Raw genomic sequence first — 20,617 nt, forward strand, 5'->3', positions numbered from 1 at the left:
TGTACGAGACAAAGTGTACGACTTTAGTCATAATTTCTTAAATTTATAGTTTTTATTTTCGGTATTCGTGAAATGAATGTAAGCCGTATCGATCTGAATTTATTGGTTTTTCTTGATGTTTTGCTACGGGAAAAAAGCGTCACCAAGGCGGCGAATCACTTGGGAATCACCCAGCCGGCCATGAGTAATGGTCTGCGTCGTCTGCGGGATATGTTCGGCGATCCATTGCTGGTGCGCACCAGTGAGGGCATGACGGCGACGGCCCGCGCGCTGGAGTTGCAGCCGATGGTGCGGTCGATATTGTCCGATATAGATATGGTGGTGCAGCCGAAGGAAGTATTTTCGCCGTCGACCAGCCGCCGCGTCTTTCGCATTATGGCCAGCGACTATGCGGAAAGCACCCTGATCCCCGCTTTGTTACGCCGTTTGCGCAGAGTGGCGCCGAATATCATCCTGGACGTGCTGACCCCCAGCGACGTCACCTTTCTCGATGTGGAGCAGGGCAGAGTGGATATGGCGATCAACCGCTTTGACAAAATGCCCCAGTCTTTTCACCAGAAAACCATTTGGGAGGACAGCTTTTCCTGCCTGTTGAGCGTGCATAACCCGTTGGTGTTCGATTTCACTCTGGAGAATTATCTCAACGCCAATCATATCTGGGTCAGTAAAACCGGTTTTGGCGTGGGGGTGGGCGTTAACCCCAAGGATGTGCAGCGTTTGGGATGGGTGGATGAGGCGCTGACCCGGTTAGGGCGAAAACGGAAGATCAGCGTGTTTACCCGCCACTATCAGGTGGCGATGTTGCTCGCTCAGCAGCATGATCTGATCGCCACCTTGCCGAGTCGCGCCGCGTTGTTGACTCTGGACAGCCCGGGCGTCGTGGTTAAAGAGCCGCCTTTTCCCATTCCGCCGATCGAGCTGAAAATGGCGTGGAGCCCGCTGTTGCAGAACAACTCAGACCACCGCTGGCTGCGTCAACTGATCACTGAAGCCGCCAACGAACCCGAAGAGAGGGAGACCCGAGCCAAGGACTGATAATCATGCCATGCGCTCTTGCCATCGGCGACTCAGGATTTTTGCATGACATCCACCAGCTTATTGTTCAGCTCCAATATCTGCTTGGCCATATTTTCCATTAGCGCCAGACAGGTGCGCGGCTGATTGCGAATCAGAAAAATAAACTCGTCCATGGGGGCGGACATGACGGTGCAAGGGCGGTCGGCGATGACCGTGGCGGTGCGGGGCGTTTTGGTCAATGCCGCCATGGCGCCGAAAATCTCATTGGGGCCGACTTTGCCGACCAATTGATCCTTTACGTACACCGACGCCTCGCCGCTGATCAGGTCAAACACTTCATCGGCGGTATCGCCCTCACGTATGATCACTTCTCCCTGTTTGAACGACTTGAAGGAAGTGTGGGTTTCATTCTGCGTGTCGAGACCGTGGCAGCAGGCTTCGGCGAAAAAAGCCGAGATCTGCATGAGATATTCTTTGAAGTGCGCCGAGCCTGCGGCGGCGTCGCGAAAACGCTTCTTGCTGATCTGGGCCAGGGTGGCGGGGCCGTCCGAGCGAATGACTGGCTCAGGGAAGCCCGACAGCACCTGAATGCCGATCAGGTCTCCGGTCTCGAAATGATAAATCGGGCGGTCATCCGTCACCGCCTCCAGCTCGCCTGACTCGACGAAGTATAAATAGTCGCCATCGAACTCCCGATACAGGTCGTCGATGTAGTCGAATTTGACGCTATCGCACAGCATCTTGATGGCGTCGTACAGCTTGGCGCTGCTCTGGGTGACGTTTGCGCCCAGGGCCTGCAGCCTGTCCGTTGTGCTATTGATGAAACGCATGGTGTTAGTTCCCCCACAGAGACGGACTATTGTTGTTCCATAAGCAAAAGGCCTTCCACATGAACGTCTGGATCGTCAAATTGCTGCAAGTCGAAGGAGCCGGCGAAGGCGTCTCCCGGCGTTGCGAAAATGCCGTTGAGATTACCGGTGACGCAGCCGCTGCAATTGACCGAACCGCTGATATCCCCGTTCAACACGTTCAAATAGGCCTGGGCGTCCTGATAAGAGCCTGACAACTGGCTGCTCCAGTTCTGGCTGGCGGTGCTGATGTCCAGCAGGCCATTGCTGATGACGCCGCTATCGAAATCCACTTGAAAGGAGCCATTGACTGCGGTGACCGCTCCGTCTGAGCCGCTGCCGATAAAGTCGCCGGTGGTGGCGAAATTAGCGGTTCCCGTCAGGTCGGCGGTGTTGGCGGCTTCCGCTGTCAGCCAGTAGATGGAGCGCTCCTCGGATCTGAAAACGTCAGGGTTGGCTACGTCGTCATATATGTTCACGCCGGCGCTGGCGGATGACTTCCAGAGTCCCCAGCTGATGTTGCTGCGGCCACCCACGCTGGGATCGAATTTTTCCAGAACGGCGTCGCCCCGTCGCACCACTGTGTATGGCTCCGGGAAGTTATCCGGGTCGAAAAACATCACGGTGGAGGGCGGGCTGCCGGAGCCGGGCTCATCCACATCCGGCAGAAGGAAAACCGGCTCGCCGTTAGCGTCGAACACCATTTTCAGGTTGGCGGACTGGGAACCGTCGATGCTGCCGTAGCCGTAAGTGCCCTCCATGATGCCGCCCAGGGTGCCGGCGATATCCGTGCTGGAGGCGGAGGAGGAGATGGGATCATAGGTCACCAGACCAAACAGTAAGGTGACGTCTCCAGTGGTGGTGTAGAACTCCAGTTTGCCAGGATTCTGCATGGATTCGCGCACGCCGATGGGCGCGCCGGAGAGGGACAGGTCGTCGTCAATATCCGCGATGAGGCCGGCCAGATCGGTAATGTTGTCTTGCAGCATGATTGTGATGGTATTAATCGGCGGCGTGCCGCCGGAGCTACTGAAGGAATATTCGATGTTGAACGTCACCGGCCCCGCGCTGGTGTAATCGAAAGGCGTGATCGTCTGGGGGGCGATGATGGTGGCGAGTATCTCTGCGCCAGCCCCGGTCACCACGGCGGCGCCGAATATGCGGTCATTGATGAACTGCTCATACTCGGCGACGGTCAGGCGCGGGTCCTGAATGGCGGGGCCGGAGTTGTCGCCAGAGGGGGCTGGCGTCAGTCCGCCGCTCAAGTCAGGATTGGTGTCGGTGAAGTTGGTGGTTTCCGGATCACTGACAAGGTTAACGGGATTGGACTCGGCAATCGTCGTCGCGGAGACCAGCTCCGCGTCGCTGTTATTGGCGCTGGCGGTTGTGTCGTCGGTGAAACCATCCGGTGACGTTTTGACTGCGCCAGTCGCCGCTGTCTGGCCTGAGGAAGCGGATGTGCTCTCGCTCTCTTTATCCGGCTCCTCTGCGGAGTTGGCGGCGTCGGCGGTCGCTCCTTGTGAGCGCGAGCGCCGGGCTTCCGCTTTCGGGATGGGCAGGCCTTGCTGCATTTCCGGCGGCGCTTGCAGGAGCCCTTCAGGGGCCTGTCCGGGTGTGATAGCGGAGAAGCGGAAGGCGACATCCTCTCCCAGGTCCAGGGCTCCGGCGGTGTTCTCTACCCGCACGCCTCCTTGCCAGACTGCCAGCAGCAGCTTTTGGCCACTGCTCTCCAGTGCTTCGTAGTGCGTGCCGCGGATACCGATGCTGGCTGCGTGGGTGGAGACTTTGTAGGCGTCACTGTCGCCTTTGCCGATGGAGCCTGTGATGGTGCGAAATCCGCCTTCCAGCAGCTGCATGATGGCGGCTCCGCCTTTACCCTCGTCTCCTGGAGAATACTCTTCAATGGTGAAGCGGGTGTTTTCCCGCAGCGTCATCAGAGCCTTGTCGGTAAATCTTAGTTGCAGCATGGAGTCGGCCCCGGTAGTGAGCGTATCTCCTACATAGATAGCGGCGCGCCGGTTCAGGGAACGTTCTTCGCCATTATCTCCCGTCGCTGTGGCGACGCCGCGGGACATAATCACTTTGCCCGCCTCCAATGGCGCAGCGGCGGCCGTAGGCGCCAGCATGCCGTAGGTCATCAGTATGGCGGCCAACGCGTTGAGCATGAGTTCTCGCATAAGGGGACCTCCTTAAAACCGCCAACGAACGCGAAATTCTCCGCGCCATCGGGTGTAGTCATATAAGTCCAGATTGCTTTGGTTGTCCGTGTAGGACAGCTCGGCGAGCGCGCTTAACTCATGATTGAGTTTCCATTCGCCGCCGGCGTTGAACTGGGAAGATTTATCGTCGCGCACTTCTCCGAAGACCAGGTTTTCCGCTTTGTAATCAGCGAAAAAGCCTGAGTATCCTACGTACGGCGTTAGAGTGGGGGAAAGCTTGTAGCTAAGCCGATAGCCCAGACTGTAGAAGTCTTTGGCGAGAGAGGCTGCGTCCTGTTCCCGTGGGTTTTCCGTCCCGGCGAAGACACTGAGGGTGTGCAGGAGTCTGGCGCGAGGAATGAGGAAAGACAGACCTGTCAGCGGCTGATAGTTATTCAGCAGCGGGTTGGCGAAAGAGTCTTTGACGAATACGCCCGCGTAAAAAAACGTCAGCAAATGCGCATTCCATTGCTCTCGCCACTGCATGAACGCGCTGGTATTGCGCTGGTAATCTTCGGCGTCCAGCAGCACATGTTGATAAGAGGCCCCGGCCTCCAACTCCCGACGGGCGCGATGGTATTTCCAAGAGGCGCTGAGGCGGGCGGAGTCGAGGTCAAAATCGCTGTTTTCAAAGTTGTGCTTGTGCTGGCTGTCGAACTCCAGTTTGGCGGCGTTTAATTGTGAAACCGGGTGCTCGTAAGCGAAATTGGTGCGCAGCGCGGCGTAGGCGCTTTCCGTTTCCTGAGCGGAATCAGGCAGCTCAAACAGACCCACGAAGCGTTCGTCGGTGGCGTTGTTGATGTTGCTGTCGTAACCGCCGCCCAGTCCGATATAGCCGCGCCAGCGCCGCTGGCTTTCATATTCGCGTTCGTCCAACGCGGCGAGAAATCGGGCGATATTGTCTTTGACGGCGGGCGGCGGCTCTCTGGCCAGAACGATGAGAAACTGCTCCCGCGCAGCCTCATACTGCTGCAGATTAAACAGTGTTCTCGCGTACTCCAGGCGGAAGCGATCATTGTCCGGGTACGTGGCCGTGAGCCTTTCGAACATAAATTGCGCTTCCGGGTAGTGGCCGCTCTGCAGGGCGGACATGCCGAAATAGAAATCGAACTCCGGATCGCCTTCCATGTTCTCCACTTGCGCGGACCCCAGTCGATAAGCCTGCTCATAATCCGCTGCGGCGTTCAACGACTTCAAGGTCGCAGTGATTGAGCTACTCTTAACAGAATCCTGGGCGTAGGCGGGCAGGCCCCAGATCATCAGCAAAACCATTAACAGGCGGCGAGTTATTTTGGTTATCAACAAAGCGATAATTCCTTTTGCCGATGGTTACGGAAACATCCAGTGCTTTAAGTCTAGAAAGAGAGGGTGATTTTGCCAGCCGCAGTTTTTTCGGAGTCGGCAATAAATTGATGAATTGCAACAAGTTCACATGCGAACGATTTCTGGGTTCCTCAAGCATCTTCCCGCGCTGCTGATTGCTGTCGTCATGATCGGCTGGCAGCTGATCACGCAGTCAGGCGACCGTTCTTTATTGAACCGTCTCGACTATGTGTTTTATGACTGGCGGGCGCAGACCGGGGCGTTTTTCACCAGGGCGGAGCTGTATGCGGACGTGGTGATTGTGGACATCGATGAGGAGTCCATTCAGCGTGAAGGACGCTGGCCCTGGAGTCGCGCCCGGGTGGCGGCTCTGGTGGAGTCGCTGCAGGAGTCCGGTGCGGCGGTGGTAGCGTTTGATGTGGTGTTCTCCGAGTCCGAAAGCAATAACTTCATTGAATCCGTAGCGGCGTCCGCTGGTCCGGATCTGAGTGATGAAGAGCGCGCGGTGCTTAATCGCATCGCTATGTCCTGGCGGCCGGATGAACAGCTGGCGGAACGTCTGTCGGAGATTGATACGGTGTTGGGGTTCTTCATGCATCTGGATACGTCGATGCAGATCGGCAGGTTGCCGGACCCACTCGCCTCAGCGCCGGCAGGCAATGTGCTGATCAATGCTTCTGGCTACGCCGCGCCGCTATTGGAATTGCAGGATGTGGCGGCGGGAAGCGGGTTTGTCACCACCTTTCCGGACGCGGACGGGGTGATTCGACGCACCCCGTTGTTCATGTCCCATGATGGCTCTGTCTATCCTTCCTTGGCGCTGGCGTCGGCGATGACCTATTTGCTGGCGGATGAGGTGGAATTGGAGTTCGCGCCGTTGGGCGCGGTGCAAGCTGCGAGCGGCATTCGTTTGACTGATGCGCTGGTGCAGACTGACGCCGTTGGACGGGTATTGGCGCCATATCGGCAGGGGCGCGGACAGTTTCGCTATATTCCCGCCTGGATTGCGCTGGCTGGCGGTTTGGCGCCGCAGGAACTGGAAGGCAAGCTCGTGTTTGTGGGGACCTCCGCCATTGGTCTCGCGGATCTGGTCAGTACGCCGTTCGCCACGGTTTTCCCTGGTGTAGAGGTGCAGGCGCTTGTGGCGCAAGGGCTTTTGCGGGGAGGGTTTCCATATCGGCCGGTGTGGGAGCCGGGCGCGGTGCTGGTGTTTCAGCTGGCTTTGCTGCTGTTGCTGGTTTGGGTGTTGCCGGGGCGTCGTCCCCTGACGATGGTGCTGGCGGCGATCATGATCAGCCTGTTATTGGTCGCATTGAACACACTGATATGGACGCGCTGGCGCATGGACTTTCCCATGATCAGTACGCTGTTGCTGGCGCAGGGCGTTTTTGGCTGGTATCTGGTGACAGAATTCATTCACGAATATGCTGTTGAACGGCGTGTTCGCGGTATGTTTGCGCAATATGTGCCGCCCGCGCATATCGATCGCATGCTGGATAACCCAGAGCAATACTCCATGGCGGGGGAAAGCAAGGAGCTGACTGTGTTGTTCTCCGATATCCGCAGCTTCACTACTATCTCCGAGCAGCTATCCGCCGCGCAACTGAAAGAGCTTCTGAATCTTTACTTTACGCCTATCACCGAGTCCATTTTTCGTAATGACGGCACCATCGATAAGTATGTCGGCGATATGGTGATGGCGTTCTGGGGCGCGCCGGTAGACGACCCGGAGCATGCGGAAAAAGCGGTCAAAACCGCCATGGAGATGCAGGCGATCACTCGGCGCTTGTCCGCCGAGCTTACCGCCAAAGGCTTTCCCCCTATTCAAATCGGTGTTGGCGTTAATACCGGCCTGATGAATGTCGGCGACATGGGGTCGCAATATCGCAAGGCGTACACGGTGTTGGGGGATGCGGTGAATCTGGGCTCCCGGCTGGAGGGGCTGACCAAGTTTTATGGCGTCGATGTACTGGTGGGAGAGACGACGGTCAAGGAGGCTGATGGCTACGCCTTTCGTTTCTGTGATCGCATTCAGGTGAAGGGCAAGGACATTCCGGTGGACGCCTACGAACCTTTGGGAGAAAAGGGGCGACTGGATGCGGTGACTTTGAATCGTCTGACGCGCTACCAAAGGGCGATCGAGTGTTATCGAGCGCGGCAATGGGAGCAGGCGGACGCCATATTCCAGCAGCTGCAGCTCGAAGAGCCAGGCTGTCGTTTGTACGGTCTCTACAGGGAGCGGATCAGCGGGCTCAGACAGCAAACGCTGCCGGAGGATTGGGATGGCGTCTATCGCCACACCTCCAAATAGCGGTGAGCTGTGCGTAGAAAACTCAGTTAGGGAGCTGAACGCCGATCTACAGGGAAAATTGACGCAATTCCTGCGAAACCTGACTGTGCTGCAGTAAGCGCATGAACTCATCTTTCAGGCGCTTCACCGTGCCGGGGTCCTGATAGCAGCAAAAGCCCTCCCATTTTTCGTAATGATGGCGCAGCAAGACGCCGTCATCGTCAATCAGCACATAAACCTGCTCGGGAAAACTCAGCTCAGGGTTGAGCATCTTGATTTCAATATTGGAGGTGAGCCGACGGGCGAGGGCGAGCAGTTGGTTGCTCTGCGCCACTGGCGTTTTCGGCGCGCCCAACAGGATTTTAATCTGTGTGGCGCGACCGCCCCGGGCGAGACGACTCAGTGCATCCAGCACATCGGGGTCGTCCAAAACATTTTTTTCCAGATCCCAGGTCAGGATTAAGGCGCTTTGTTTCGCCTGGGAGGTAAGCGACTTCAGGTGCTCCAGATAATCGGTTTCGGAGTGAGTGCGGTAAACCCGCTCGTCTTGCCCCAATGCGTTGGCGGCTTCGACTTTGGCGGTTCCTAACGTCAGCTCCATGCGCTGATGTAGCGAACCGGCTTCTTCATGAGGCGAACCTAAAGCCTGGAAACCTTCGTTCGCGTAGAGGGAGGTAGCGTCGATGTTGGCGCTGAGCGTCAGAAGGTTGAATCCTTCTGAACGGGCGTAACCGATAACGAATTTAAGCAAACTTTTGGCGATGCCCTGGCGGCGAAACTCCGGCAGCACCGCCAGACGACCGACCTTCGCTTTTTCCGGCGACAGACGCACCAGACGGGCGACCGCCAGATTGCGGTCCTCCACGTCTTTTACCAGGAAATGTACGGCGTTCTCGTCCTTGTCGTCCCACTCCAGTTCCGGGGGAACGCCTTGCTCCTCCACAAACACTTGTTGGCGGATTGCGCGTAGTTCGCTCTCATTTTCCAACCAAGTCGTAATGCGGGTGTACTTAAGCGTCGTCATCGTCCCAGTCTTCCTCGTCATCATCGAAGCCTTCTAGCACCAGACTGCCTCTATTTAACAAGGAACTCAACAACTTCAATGCGTCCTTATCGGCGCCCCACGGCAGCAGCCGTTCACGGTCTATGTTGTTGCTGCGGCACAATATTTCCACCAGCGGCGCAAAGCGCTCATCGGCGTCGTATGCCTCGCCGTCGACGGCGAACATGACACGGCGCACGCCAGCTTCTTCATACAGACTGTAGGTGTAGCGGGAACCTTCATTCCAGCGCCACTGGATTTCCGAGTCCTGCAACGATTCGCCTGCGTCTTCCGGCGAAAGGCGCATATCCGCCTCCAGGGGCGGGACGGCGGCGTCAAACTTGGGTGCGCTGATAAAGCGACCGAAGCTGCGACGCAGACCTGCTTCGTCATCCAGCAGAGCTTGTAAACGGGATTTGATGTCTGCAAAAACGTCGTCGCTTATCAGGCCTGGATTATTTAATGGCGCTTCGGTGGCGTCATGCAGATGAGTGGATAACGCGGGATTCTCAAACCAATCGTCCGCCAGCGCGGACATCAGTTCCGCATAAGTAGGGGAGCGAAAGCCCACAGAAAGAGTGATGCAAGACGTTTCCGCGATGCCGTAGTGGGCGTACCGTGGCGGCAAATACAGCGCATCGCCTGGCTCCAGCAACCATTCTTCCGTCTGCTCGAAATTCTGTAGAATGCGTAATGGCGTGCCGTCCACCCTTGGCGACTGGTGATCGCAGGGCGGGCCGATGCGCCAGCGGCGAGCGCCCGTCGCCTGGATCAGGAACACATCGTAATGGTCAAAGTGCGGTCCCACACTGCCGCCGGGGGGAGCGAAGCTGGCCATGATGTCGTCCACGCGCCAGTTGGGTAGGAAACGGAAGCGGTCGAGCAAGTCGGCGACTTCTGGAACCCAGGTGTCCAATCCTTGCACCAAAAGGGTCCAACCCTGAAGAGGCATGTTCTCCAGCTTTTCAATGGAAAACGGGCCATGCTCAAGTTGCCAGGGCTGACCGTTCAGTTCTTCATAGACCAAACGGGATTCCACTTCTTCTTCCGTGGCGAGCCCCGCTAGATCATTCTCGTCCAGCGGGCATTCGTAACCGGGAAGTAAACCGCGAATAATCAGCGGTTTTTTTTGCCAGTAATTCGCCAGGAAGTCGGCGACGCTGATGTCGCCCAGGTGAGTCAACATATCGCTGTTACTCGCCGCTATAGTCTTTGATGCGCGCAGCTTGCTCCGCAGCATTGCCGATGTATGTCGCCGGCGTCATTTCAAGCAGACGCTGCTTGGCTTCTTCAGGGATTTCCAGCGACTCAATAAACGGCTTCATCGCTTCCTGGGTAATCGCTTTGCCGCGAGTCAGCTCTTTCAGCTTCTCGTAGGCGCCTTCGATGCGATAGCGACGCATGACGGTCTGAATGGGTTCCGCCAATACTTCCCAGCTTTGATTCAGGTCTCCGTCCAGGCGCATTGGGTTCAGCTCCAGCTTACCAAGGCCTTTCAGAGTAGAGTGATAGGCGATCAAGGACTGCGCCAGACCAACGCCCAGATTACGCAATACGGTGGAGTCGGTCAGGTCGCGCTGCCAGCGGGAAACCGGCAGTTTGCGGCTCAGGTGCTCCATTACCGCATTGGCGATGCCCAGGTTGCCTTCGGAGTTTTCAAAGTCAATCGGGTTAACTTTGTGAGGCATGGTGGAAGAGCCGACTTCGCCAGCCACCGCTTTTTGCTTGAAGTAACCCAGGGAAATGTAGCCCCATACGTCGCGGTTCAGGTCGATCAGGATAGTATTGAACCGGCATACTGCGTCGAAGGCTTCAGCGATAAAATCGTGGGGTTCGATCTGAGTGGTGTACGGGTTCCACTCCAGGCCCAGCTCTTTGATCAGGCCCTGAGCGTGGGCTTCCCAGTCGACATCGGGATAGGCGCTCAAGTGTGCGTTGTAGTTGCCGACGGCGCCGTTGATCTTGCCCAGCATTTTGACCTGACGAATCTGCGCCATTTGTCTTTTCAGACGAGCGACCACATTGGCAAGCTCTTTGCCGACCGTCGTGGGAGATGCAGTTTGGCCGTGCGTGCGGGACAGCATAGGCTGTGCGGCGAAGTTCAGGGCCAGCTCTTCCAGTCTGGCGACGACCTGCTGCATGACCGGCAGCACGACCTCTTGTACGCCGCGCTTCAGCATCAGGGAGTAAGACAGGTTGTTAATGTCTTCCGAGGTGCAGGCGAAGTGGACGAACTCATTGATATCCGTAAGGATTTCAGGCGCGCCTTCGCGTTTGAACTGTTCTTTGATGAAATACTCCACCGCCTTCACATCGTGATTGGTGGTGCGCTCGATTTCCTTGACTCGGGAAGCGTCTTCCAGTGACAGGTTTTCGTAAATGGCGGTCAGGAAGGCCGCAGTGGCTGCGTCAAAAACGGGAACTTCTGGGATACCGGGATTGGCGGCCAATTGCAGCAGCCATTTGATTTCCACTTCAATCCGCGCTTTGATCAGACCAAACTCACTGAAGATCGGCCGCAAATCGGCGACCTTACCGGCGTAACGGCCGTCGACGGGGGAGAGTGCTGTCAGCTCGTTAAGTATCATGTTTCTATCTCTTGCAGCGGTTGAACAAACGTTGAATTCTAACATTAAAGGGGCGTGCGATCAGCGCAACATGCCATTGGCGATCTGCAGAATCTTTTTGCGCATGAAGAACAGTTTCCAGCGGCGTCCGCCAACCTGTCTCCATAACACGGCGGCGCGAATGCCAGCCAGCAGCAGGGCGCGAATTTTATCCGCGTTTTCATCCACTCTCAGGAATCTGGGGTCGCCAGTCACCTGTATACGCTGAGGGAAGGTGCTGATGGTGTCGCTGTATAGCGAGGCGAAAGCGCTGATGATATTGGTATGTGTGGGGTCGAAGTGCAAAGTCTGGGTCGTTATCTGCGCGATGCGTTGGCTCATTACGTCCAGCATATCGCCGCGCTTGTTGACCTTGCCTTCCAGGTACAGGAGCGTCAGGGCGTAACGCACGACATCCACTTTTTTGCGGTCCTGCTTTCTCTCCAGTACGGCGATCAACTCTTTTAAGCCCAGTTGCACGCCATAAATATCGCCATACACATCCAGGGTTGAGGTCGCATCGACCTTGAGCAGGCTTTTCAGACTGCATTCATAGCTGGTTGGAGCGACAGTACCTTGCTTGGCCAACTGATCCACCAACGCGGCGGACTGAAAGACGCCCGCCAGCGCTATCACTTGATTCTCAAGGTTATAGGACAATGTCGACAGACTCCTATTTGAATACGGATTCGATAACGCCGCCGCCCAGGCAGCGCGCGCCATCATAAAATACAACTGACTGGCCGGGGGTGACCGCCCGCTGGGGCTTATCAAATGTCACCTTTACGCCGCCATCCCGCACATCCACCCGACACAACTGATCAGGTTGACGATAACGGGTTTTGGCGTAGCAGGAGAAGGAGGACTTGGCGGGAAGGCCGTTAATCCAATCCAGCTTGCTGGCGGTAAGACCGGCGCTGAACAGTCGAGGATGATCGCCTCCTTGGGCGACGACCAGTTCATTGTTATCGAGATCTTTCTCCACCACATACCAGGGCGCGTCGTCATAGCCTTTCAAGCCGCCAATGCCGAGACCCTGGCGCTGACCGATAGTGTGGTACATCAAGCCTTGGTGACGGCCAATTTCTTCGCCTTTATCCGTCACGATTTTCCCGGGCTGGGCAGGCAGGTAGGTTTTCAGAAAGTCGGAAAACTTACGCTCGCCGATGAAGCAGATGCCGGTGCTGTCCTTTTTGTCGTGAGTGACCAAATCCTGCTCCCGGGCAATGCGGCGGACTTCTTTCTTTAATAGACCGCCGACCGGGAATAAGGTTCGCGCGAGCGCCTGTCCGGGGACGGCGTGTAGAAAGTAGCTCTGTTCTTTGCTGGGATCTGCGCCTTTCATCAGATAAGTGTGCTCGCCAAAACGGGAGAACTGGGCGTAATGGCCGGTGGCGATCAGATTGCCGCCAAGAGCCTGGGCGTAGTCCAGGAAAGCTTTGAATTTGATTTCTTTGTTGCACAGGATATCCGGGTTGGGCGTGCGTCCTGCGCGATATTCATCCAGAAAATGTTCGAAAACGCGGTCCCAGTACTCAGCAGAAAAGCTTGCTGTGTGCAATTTGATGCCCAGCTTATCGCAGACTTTTTGCGCATCCTCCAGATCGGAAAGCGCGGTGCAGTATTCGGTGCCGTCATCCTCATCCCAGTTTTTCATGAACAAGCCTTCGACTTCATAGCCGAGTGCTTTCAGGAGGTAGGCGGATACAGAGGAGTCGACTCCTCCGGAAATGCCAACGATGACGCGTTGATTACGATGTGTGGACATGGCTTAAACTTTCAGGGCTTGGATTGGCTAAGGGACGCCAAGGCTTCAGTGTGAAAAAACGCCCTATTATAGGCGTCCGCCGGCAAGATTTCTAAAGTTTCATTAACTGGCGCCTGATTTTTGGCGCAAGCTTTAGATTCTGTGGTGGCGAATCGTATCCAGAGGAAGGCGGCGACCTGCAAGATAATCTTCCAGACACAGCCTGACCAGATCGCTGCGCAGAGGGATATCGCCATTGATCAGTTGCGCAGGCGACAGCCAGAGGGTGGCGGTGATGTCCGGGTCCAGCGTGCGTCCGGTTTGTCTTAAGGGGCGAGCGCTGAAGCAGTAGCGATGGTAAACCGTCTCCGGATCGGGTGTATTCAGGACATATATGCCGACAAAATTTTCCAGTTCCACTTCCCAGCCGGTTTCTTCCAGCGTCTCACGTAGAACTGCGTCAAATATGCTTTCGCCTTTTTCGATATGGCCGGCGGGCTGATTCAGAACGGCGCGCCCATTAATCTCTTCCTCTACGAACAGGAATTTATCGTCTTGGGGAATGATCGCGGCCACGACGGCTCTGGGGCGCCACACCATAAAAATGCTCCGAATATTTGATTAGCGTTTTTTGAAACGAACAACTTTCTGAGGGTTTCTGCGACTGGAGGTTTGCGCTTTCTGCGGCGCGTGAACGTGTTCTTCCCGCCACTCTCCAGGCTCTAAGCCATTAATGCTCCAGGGGCCAATACTGTATCGGATCAGACGCAGGGTTGGAAACCCTACCGCGGCGGTCATACGACGCACCTGTCTGTTTCTGCCTTCAAAGAGGGTCAGGGCGATCCAACTGGTGGGGATGTTTTTACGTTGTCGGATGGGAGGGGCACGCTCCCAGACCTCGGGTGGGCTGATGAGGCTGGCGTGAGCAGGGCGGGTGGGGCCGTCATTGAGCATTACCCCTTTCTCCAGTCTACGCAATGCGGCTTCGCCAATGACGCCCTCGACTTGCACCCAGTAAGTTTTCGGGAGTTTAAATTTCGGTTGACTGATGCGCGCTTGAATCGCGCCGTCATCCGTCAGCAGCAGTAATCCCTCAGAGTCGTAATCCAGTCTGCCTGCGGCGTACACGCCGGGTTTGTCGATATAGTTGGACAGGGTGTCGCGTCCCTGAGAGTCGTTAAACTGAGTCAGAACGTTCATGGGCTTGTTGAATACGACTAAAGTAGCCATTGCTTGGAGTTACCAACTTCTGTAATAAAATTACGGTTTTCGCAGTGCTATACTATGGGCGCGGTAATAAAACTACAAAGCGCTCCCGCTTCACGCCGTTCGGTGGAAGCTTCTTTCTGTTCGATATTATGGAATAACACAAACCTTAAACCTACGGAGTAGAGAATGGGATACCAAAAGATCAGAGTTCCTGCCGACGGTGACAAAATCACAGTAAACGCGGACCTGTCCATGAATGTCCCCAATCATCCAATTATACCTTTCATCGAAGGCGATGGGATTGGCGTCGACATTACCCCTCCAATGATCAAAGTTGTCAATGCGGCTGTTGAAAAAGCCTATGGCTCCAAACGCGCCATCGCCTGGATGGAAATCTATACCGGCGAGAAGGCGACCAAGGTGTATGGGCCCAATGACTGGCTGCCTGAGGAAACCTTGGAGGTGTTGCGGGAGTTCTCTATTGGTATCAAAGGACCGCTGACCACGCCTGTTGGCGGAGGCATTCGCTCCCTGAACGTTGCGCTGCGACAGGAACTTGATCTCTATGTCTGTATGCGCCCGGTGCGCTGGTTCAAGGGTGTGCCCAGTCCTGTCGTGGCGCCTCAGAAGACCGACATGGTGATTTTTCGTGAGAACTCCGAAGATATCTACGCTGGCATTGAGTGGAAGGCGAATAGTCCGGAAGCGCAAAAAATCATCCGTTTTCTGCGTGAAGAAATGGGCGTCACCAAAATCCGTTTTCCCGACAATTGCGGTATCGGCATCAAGCCTGTGTCGGAAGAGGGCACCAAGCGTCTGGTGAGAAAAGCGATTCAATATGCGATTGATAATGACAAGCCGTCAGTGACTCTGGTTCACAAAGGCAACATTATGAAGTTCACCGAAGGGGCGTTTAAGGACTGGGGATATGAATTGGCGGTGGAGCGCTTCGGGGCGGAACCCCTGGATGGCGGGCCATGGCATGCGTTCAAGAATCCAAAAACCGGCCGTCAGATTGTTATTAAAGACGTTATCGCCGACGCATTCCTGCAGCAAATCTTGATGCGCCCGGAAGATTACAGCGTCATTGCGACACTGAACCTGAACGGCGACTACATTTCCGACGCTTTGGCGGCGGAAGTGGGGGGAATTGGCATTGCGCCAGGCGCGAATATTGGCGGCAGTGTGGCGTTGTTTGAAGCGACGCATGGCACGGCTCCCAAGTACGCTGGCCAGGACAAGGTGAATCCTGGGTCGTTAATTCTTTCCGCTGAGATGATGTTGCGTCATATGGGATGGGAAGAAGCGGCTGATCTGATTTTGAATGGCATGGCCGGCGCTATCGAGGCGAAAACGGTAACTTACGACTTCGAGCGTTTGATGCCGGACGCGACATTGCTGAAAACTTCTGAGTTTGGCGATGCGGTAATCAGGCACATGAAGTAGGATTTTCCGTGCAGCGGAAACTAAAAGCCCCGCATGCAGCGGGGCTTTTTTTCGCCATCTCGTTTATGTCTATCGCCATGATCTGACGTACATAATAGTTGATGGCGCAAAGGCGGTGATTTGGCCGATTGATGTCACAAGCAGGGCAAAACACGCCCCGTACAAGCCGGAGCATGTTTGGAATTTCAAGTATCCGGATGGTTGCTAAGCTAAGCGCTTGCGGCCATTGGCGTTCTTGAATTCTCTTTTGATTTATTCTCGACTGATTCGGTTTTTGCGGCGCTTTCAGGGCCTTCCGCAGTCTCCGTTTCAGGATCGTTCGAGGATTTTTCTGGTTCGGATTCTAGCGGAACAATATTGACCGCGTGGAATCCTTTGCCGCTGGGCTGTGCGTCAAAATTAACAGCTTGTCCCGCTTTCAGCGTCTTGTATCCTTCCATTTGGATTGACGAGAAGTGGACGAACAGATCTTCTTTGCAGAGATCGCCGTTTCCTTCATCAGCGATGATAAAGCCGTAGCCCTTGGCATTATTGAACCATTTTACTTTACCTTGAGGCATGATCGACTCCCTTGTCTCCATAGAGATGGGCTTTTACCCTAGTTATTTTTGTCTATTGGCCAGTCCACTCTAATTTTACTACTTTCGCTTTACTACTAAAGCACCGGTAGCAGCAGTACAACAATTCGAGTATCTCGGCCTAGTTTGCTACCAAAGCAGATAGTATTATAAAGCAGCGCATATTGAAAGTAACCGGCCAAAAGGCTGGGCCCATTGAAGTTTGGATGGGGCGACTCCACTTTTATAATTGGCGTATAGTGTAGTTGGCGGGCAGTTATTGTGTTGCAAAAAAGAGCTCAGAGCTGGTTGCCGGAAAGTTACGAACTACTGTAAAAATTTAACTAAATTATTCAATCCGGCTATGGGTAAAGTTGAAAATAGTCTACTAATATTAAATCAGGACAACGATGGCCTGGAGGATGAAGGGAACCAAGATGGGGACCACCCCGGGAGTCTAGCGCTAGCGCCTGAGAAACCGGCGCTGAAGCGGCCTTCGATGTATCAGGTTGTTATGTTGAATGACGACTATACACCGATGGACTTCGTTGTTGAGGTGTTGATAACGTTTTTCAACATGTCGGAACCTAAGGCTACGCAAGTTATGCTGGCGGTGCATACCCAAGGGCGTGCAGTATGTGGAGTGTTCACCAGGGATATCGCTGAGTCGAAGGCGGCTCAGGTAAACCAGTACTCGTCCGAGTGTGAACACCCTCTGCTATGTGAGATAGAAAGAGCGGATTAGTCATTCCTGAGGTGCCAAATGCTAAGTAAAGACCTCGAATTAACTCTTAATGCAGCTTTCAAAAGCGCGCGCGAGAAACGTCATGAATTCATGACGGTCGAGCACCTTTTGCTTGCCCTGCTCGACAATGATTCTGCGCTGAAAGTGTTAACAGCATGCGGCGCGGATCTGGGTCAGCTGCGTAACGAGCTTTCGGAGTTTGTTGATTCGACTACGCCGTTGATTCCGAACAATGATCCAGAGCGGGAAACTCAGCCGACTCTTGGGTTTCAACGGGTGCTTCAAAGAGCCGTATTTCATGTCCAGTCATCAGGCAAGAAAGAAGTGACTGGCGCTAATGTTCTGGTCGCTATTTTTAGCGAGCAGGAAAGTCAGGCGGTGTACGTCCTGAAGAAACAGAACGTCGCTCGTATTGATGTGGTTAACTATATCAGTCATGGCATTTCCAAAGTTTCCGGCGACCGTGAACAGGATGAGGAACACGAACACCAGGAGGAAGGCTTGGAAGAGGGCGGCGGTTCAAAACCTTTGGAATCGTACGCGACCAATCTGAATGAGCAGGCCAGACTGGGGCGGATTGATCCTTTAATCGGTCGTGACAAAGAGCTGGAAAGAGTCATGCAGATTCTTTCGCGTCGTCGCAAAAACAACCCGCTATTGGTGGGTGAGGCTGGCGTTGGTAAAACCGCCATTGCTGAAGGTTTGGCGAAACAGATCGTTGAAGGCAACGTGCCGGACATCATCAAAGACGCGGTGGTCTATTCTCTGGACCTGGGCGCCCTGTTAGCGGGTACCAAGTACCGTGGTGACTTCGAAAAACGCTTCAAGGCGTTATTGAAAGAATTGAAGCGTCAAACCAAGTCCATTTTGTTTATTGATGAGATTCATACCATCATTGGCGCCGGCTCAGCTTCCGGTGGCGTTATGGACGCATCAAACCTGTTGAAGCCGTTGTTGAGCTCCGGTGAGATTCGCTGCATCGGTTCAACCACCTTCACAGAATTCCGCGGCATATTTGAGAAAGACAGCGCCCTGGCGCGTCGTTTCCAGAAGATTGACGTGGTGGAGCCCTCTGTTAACGATACTTATCTGATTCTGAAGGGGCTCAAAAGACAGTTCGAGAAGCATCATGAAGTTGAATATACCGACGCGGCGCTTCGTTCCGCGGCGGACTTGGCGGATCGCTATATCAATGATCGCCATATGCCGGATAAGGCGATTGACGTCATTGATGAGGCGGGCGCCAGTCAAAGGCTGAAGCCCGAGGCTGATCGCGCCAAGATCATTGATATTCATATCGTTGAGAGCGTCGTGGCGTCAATCGCCAGGATTCCGCCAAAAACCGTTTCTTCTTCCGACAAAGACAAGCTGCGCAATCTGCAGCGTAATTTGAAGATGGTGGTGTTTGGCCAAGACCCTGCGATTGAGGCCTTGGTGACCGCTATCAAGCTCTCCAGAGCGGGGTTGAAGTCGGACGGTAAGCCTGAAGGCTCATTCCTGTTTGCTGGCCCTACAGGGGTTGGTAAGACGGAGGTGACTCGTCAGTTGGCCAAAATTCTGGGTGTGGAGCTGGTGCGTTTTGACATGTCTGAGTACATGGAAAGGCATACGGTTTCCCGTTTGATTGGCGCGCCTCCTGGCTATGTCGGGTTTGATCAGGGTGGTTTGTTGACCGAAGCGGTTAATAAGAATCCTCATTGCGTATTGCTGCTGGACGAGATAGAGAAGGCGCATCCGGAAGTCTTTAACCTGCTACTGCAGGTAATGGACCACGGCACTCTAACTGACAACAACGGTCGCAAGGCGGATTTCCGTCACGTCATTCTGGTGATGACCACCAACGCTGGCGCTGAGGAAATGAGTCGTCGCTCCATTGGCTTCCGTTCTCAGGACCACACGACTGACGGTATGGAGATCATTACCAAGACCTTTACGCCTGAGTTCAGAAACCGTCTGGATGGAATCATTCAGTTTGGCCCATTGGACACCACTACGATTACTCATGTGGTGGACAAGTTCCTGACCGAGATGCAGGCGCAACTGGACGAGAAGCGCATCCTTCTTGAGTTTGATACCGAAGCCAAAGCCTGGTTGGCGGTGCACGGATATGACGAGAAGATGGGGGCGAGGCCCATGGCTCGACTTATTCAGGAGAATATCAAGAAGCCTCTCGCCGAACAGATCCTGTTCGGAGATTTGGCGGAATGCGGCGGCACCGTGTTTATCAGTGTGAAGGACGACAAGTTGGACTTTAAATATGTGCCGGAGCGTGAGCTGCTGGACGAATCTACGCCTTAATTGGAAGGGTGTTGGAAACTAAAAAAGGGGCGAAAAGCCCCTTTTTTATTTCGCCTGCTTAAATCGCCAGATAGTTGCTGGTGATTTACGAATTTTCCCAACTACAGAACGTGTTAAACAGTTCAGGAGGCGATTTGGGAAAATTAATGTGAGGTATTAGCGGGCGCGGTATACGATGCGACCTTTGCTCAGGTCGTAGGGGGTCATTTCTACTTTGACTTTGTCTCCAGTCAGAATGCGAATGTAGTTTTTACGCATTTTTCCGGAGATATGGGCAGTAACGACATGACCATTTTCGAGTTGAACCCTGAACATTGTATTGGGAAGGGTGTCAATGATGGTCCCTTCCATTTCAATATTACCTTCTTTCGCCATTCAGCTTTGTCCTCATGAAATTCGTGTTAAGCGCAAAAAGTTAAAAAATAGTAAGCGCTTTTTTAAGAGAGCGAATTTTGCCTTAATTATAACCAAAGTGCAAAAGCCAATTCTTTATTATCTGGATAATCAGCCCCTATTTCGCAAAATTTTCGGGTTGACGCGGGGATAAGGGTGTTATGTAGCCAGGAGATGTATGAAAGTTGGGCGTTAAATAGTAATCCAGGAATCTCTGACTAACACTTGAATAGGGCGGTAATTGGTTTTGTAGGACATTTTTCGACAGCCTCGTATCCAGTATCCCAGATATAAATAGGGGAGGCGTTGTTCGCGGGCGAACTGGAGTTGCCACAGGATGGCGTAGACGCCAAGGGCGCGTTTATCCTCATTCGGATCAAAGAATGTATAGATTGCGGAGAGGCCGTCTGTGGTTCTGTCTGTTACAGCGATGGCGAGCAGTTTGTTATCCAGACGGAACTCGATAAACAGGGTTTCTGACCGCGCCTCCAGCAAGAATGACTCATACTGGTCCAGTGTGGGGGGGTACATATCGCCGTCTTGATGTCGGGCGCTGATGTAGCGTTGGTAGAGAGCAAAGTGCTCTTGTTCGAACTGAGCGGAGCGCAGACGTACCGTCAGGTCTGAGTTGCGCTTCCAGGTACGTTCCTGGCTGCGCGTACGGTTGAACTCCTCCGTGGGGATACGCACGGCGATACAGGCGTTGCAACCATTGCAGCGAGGCTTGTAGTAGTGGTTGCCGCTGCGACGGAATCCCAGTTGTGACAACCGAGTGTACAGATCCACGTTGATGTCCGCTTTAGGGTCCACGAACATGGTGGTGGCCAGGCGATCGTCAAGGTAACTGCACGGGTGTTCCGGCGTGGCGTAAAAAACCAGAGTCCTTAAGTTCGACATC

General features: G+C 54.4%; 18 protein-coding genes. 5 read left to right on the forward strand and 13 right to left on the reverse strand.

Going from position 1 to position 20,617, the window contains the following annotated elements:
• Nucleotides 1-72: 72 nt before the first annotated feature.
• The gene (locus KP814_RS05075) at nucleotides 73-1,035 is read left to right on the forward strand and encodes a LysR family transcriptional regulator (protein WP_127969711.1); all 963 of its coding nucleotides are present in this window, start codon (nucleotides 73-75) and stop codon (nucleotides 1,033-1,035) included.
• A 32-nt stretch (nucleotides 1,036-1,067) separates the two neighbouring features.
• Here KP814_RS05075 and KP814_RS05080 read toward each other — a convergent pair whose 3' ends face one another.
• Genes KP814_RS05080 through KP814_RS05090 form a run of 3 tightly spaced genes read right to left on the reverse strand, consistent with a single transcriptional unit; the run spans nucleotide 1,068 to nucleotide 5,368 of the window.
• A complete protein-coding gene (locus KP814_RS05080; protein ID WP_216735739.1) occupies nucleotides 1,068-1,847 on the reverse strand; it encodes a cyclic nucleotide-binding domain-containing protein in 780 nt (259 codons plus the stop codon).
• A gap of 26 nt (nucleotides 1,848-1,873) precedes the next feature.
• Nucleotides 1,874-4,042 carry a FecR domain-containing protein gene (locus KP814_RS05085; RefSeq protein ID WP_216735740.1) on the reverse strand — a complete coding sequence of 723 codons (2,169 nt, stop codon included), beginning with the start codon at nucleotides 4,040-4,042 and terminating at the stop codon, nucleotides 1,874-1,876.
• 12 nt (nucleotides 4,043-4,054) lie between these two features.
• Complete coding sequence (locus KP814_RS05090) at nucleotides 4,055-5,368, reverse strand: tetratricopeptide repeat protein (protein ID WP_253938183.1); 1,314 nt, start codon at nucleotides 5,366-5,368, stop codon at nucleotides 4,055-4,057.
• Nucleotides 5,369-5,495: 127 nt separating this feature from the next.
• Between KP814_RS05090 and KP814_RS05095 the strand changes: the two genes are divergently transcribed.
• On the forward strand, nucleotides 5,496-7,697 hold the full coding sequence (locus tag KP814_RS05095; protein ID WP_216735741.1) for a CHASE2 domain-containing protein: 2,202 nt from the start codon (nucleotides 5,496-5,498) through the stop codon (nucleotides 7,695-7,697).
• Nucleotides 7,698-7,743: 46 nt separating this feature from the next.
• Here the strand turns inward: KP814_RS05095 and KP814_RS05100 are convergent, their stop codons facing one another.
• The 7 genes from KP814_RS05100 to KP814_RS05130 all read right to left on the reverse strand — a co-directional run bounded on the left by KP814_RS05100 (nucleotide 7,744) and on the right by KP814_RS05130 (nucleotide 14,301).
• Nucleotides 7,744-8,700, reverse strand: a complete 957-nt coding sequence (locus KP814_RS05100; protein ID WP_216735742.1) for a GNAT family N-acetyltransferase — start codon at nucleotides 8,698-8,700, stop codon at nucleotides 7,744-7,746.
• The gene (locus KP814_RS05105; RefSeq protein WP_216735743.1) at nucleotides 8,687-9,904 is read right to left on the reverse strand and encodes a cupin domain-containing protein; all 1,218 of its coding nucleotides are present in this window, start codon (nucleotides 9,902-9,904) and stop codon (nucleotides 8,687-8,689) included. The genes KP814_RS05100 and KP814_RS05105 overlap by 14 nt, the downstream gene beginning before the upstream one ends.
• 7 nt (nucleotides 9,905-9,911) lie before the next feature.
• Nucleotides 9,912-11,306, reverse strand: a complete 1,395-nt coding sequence (gene purB, locus KP814_RS05110) for an adenylosuccinate lyase (protein WP_216735744.1) — start codon at nucleotides 11,304-11,306, stop codon at nucleotides 9,912-9,914.
• Between the two features lie 60 nt (nucleotides 11,307-11,366).
• The gene (gene hflD, locus KP814_RS05115; protein WP_216735745.1) at nucleotides 11,367-11,984 is read right to left on the reverse strand and encodes a high frequency lysogenization protein HflD; all 618 of its coding nucleotides are present in this window, start codon (nucleotides 11,982-11,984) and stop codon (nucleotides 11,367-11,369) included.
• Nucleotides 11,985-11,997: 13 nt separating this feature from the next.
• A complete protein-coding gene (gene mnmA, locus KP814_RS05120; protein ID WP_216735746.1) occupies nucleotides 11,998-13,092 on the reverse strand; it encodes a tRNA 2-thiouridine(34) synthase MnmA in 1,095 nt (364 codons plus the stop codon).
• Between the two features lie 132 nt (nucleotides 13,093-13,224).
• Complete coding sequence (locus KP814_RS05125) at nucleotides 13,225-13,671, reverse strand: NUDIX hydrolase (RefSeq protein ID WP_216735747.1); 447 nt, start codon at nucleotides 13,669-13,671, stop codon at nucleotides 13,225-13,227.
• A gap of 21 nt (nucleotides 13,672-13,692) precedes the next feature.
• Nucleotides 13,693-14,301 (reverse strand): pseudouridine synthase, encoded by a 609-nt coding sequence (locus KP814_RS05130; RefSeq protein WP_216735748.1) that lies wholly within the window; start codon nucleotides 14,299-14,301, stop codon nucleotides 13,693-13,695.
• Between the two features lie 165 nt (nucleotides 14,302-14,466).
• On the opposite strand from KP814_RS05130, the gene icd reads away from it, so the two are divergent.
• A complete protein-coding gene (gene icd, locus KP814_RS05135) occupies nucleotides 14,467-15,726 on the forward strand; it encodes an NADP-dependent isocitrate dehydrogenase (RefSeq protein WP_216735749.1) in 1,260 nt (419 codons plus the stop codon).
• A gap of 209 nt (nucleotides 15,727-15,935) precedes the next feature.
• Here icd and KP814_RS33230 read toward each other — a convergent pair whose 3' ends face one another.
• Nucleotides 15,936-16,286: a cold-shock protein gene (locus tag KP814_RS33230; protein WP_127969723.1), complete on the reverse strand. Its 351-nt coding sequence runs from the start codon at nucleotides 16,284-16,286 to the stop codon at nucleotides 15,936-15,938.
• Between the two features lie 361 nt (nucleotides 16,287-16,647).
• Here KP814_RS33230 and clpS point away from each other — a divergent pair, with 361 nt between their 5' ends.
• Nucleotides 16,648-17,028, forward strand: a complete 381-nt coding sequence (gene clpS / locus KP814_RS05145) for an ATP-dependent Clp protease adapter ClpS (protein WP_216735750.1) — start codon at nucleotides 16,648-16,650, stop codon at nucleotides 17,026-17,028.
• An 18-nt stretch (nucleotides 17,029-17,046) separates the two neighbouring features.
• Nucleotides 17,047-19,326, forward strand: a complete 2,280-nt coding sequence (gene clpA, locus KP814_RS05150) for an ATP-dependent Clp protease ATP-binding subunit ClpA (protein ID WP_216735751.1) — start codon at nucleotides 17,047-17,049, stop codon at nucleotides 19,324-19,326.
• Between the two features lie 156 nt (nucleotides 19,327-19,482).
• Here clpA and infA read toward each other — a convergent pair whose 3' ends face one another.
• Nucleotides 19,483-19,701: a translation initiation factor IF-1 gene (infA, locus tag KP814_RS05155; RefSeq protein ID WP_011396232.1), complete on the reverse strand. Its 219-nt coding sequence runs from the start codon at nucleotides 19,699-19,701 to the stop codon at nucleotides 19,483-19,485.
• A gap of 210 nt (nucleotides 19,702-19,911) precedes the next feature.
• Nucleotides 19,912-20,616, reverse strand: a complete 705-nt coding sequence (locus KP814_RS05160; protein ID WP_216735752.1) for an arginyltransferase — start codon at nucleotides 20,614-20,616, stop codon at nucleotides 19,912-19,914.
• Nucleotide 20,617: the final 1 nt, after the last annotated feature.

This window comes from Hahella sp. HN01 (assembly GCF_018986435.1).
Lineage (GTDB): Bacteria > Pseudomonadota > Gammaproteobacteria > Pseudomonadales > Oleiphilaceae > Hahella.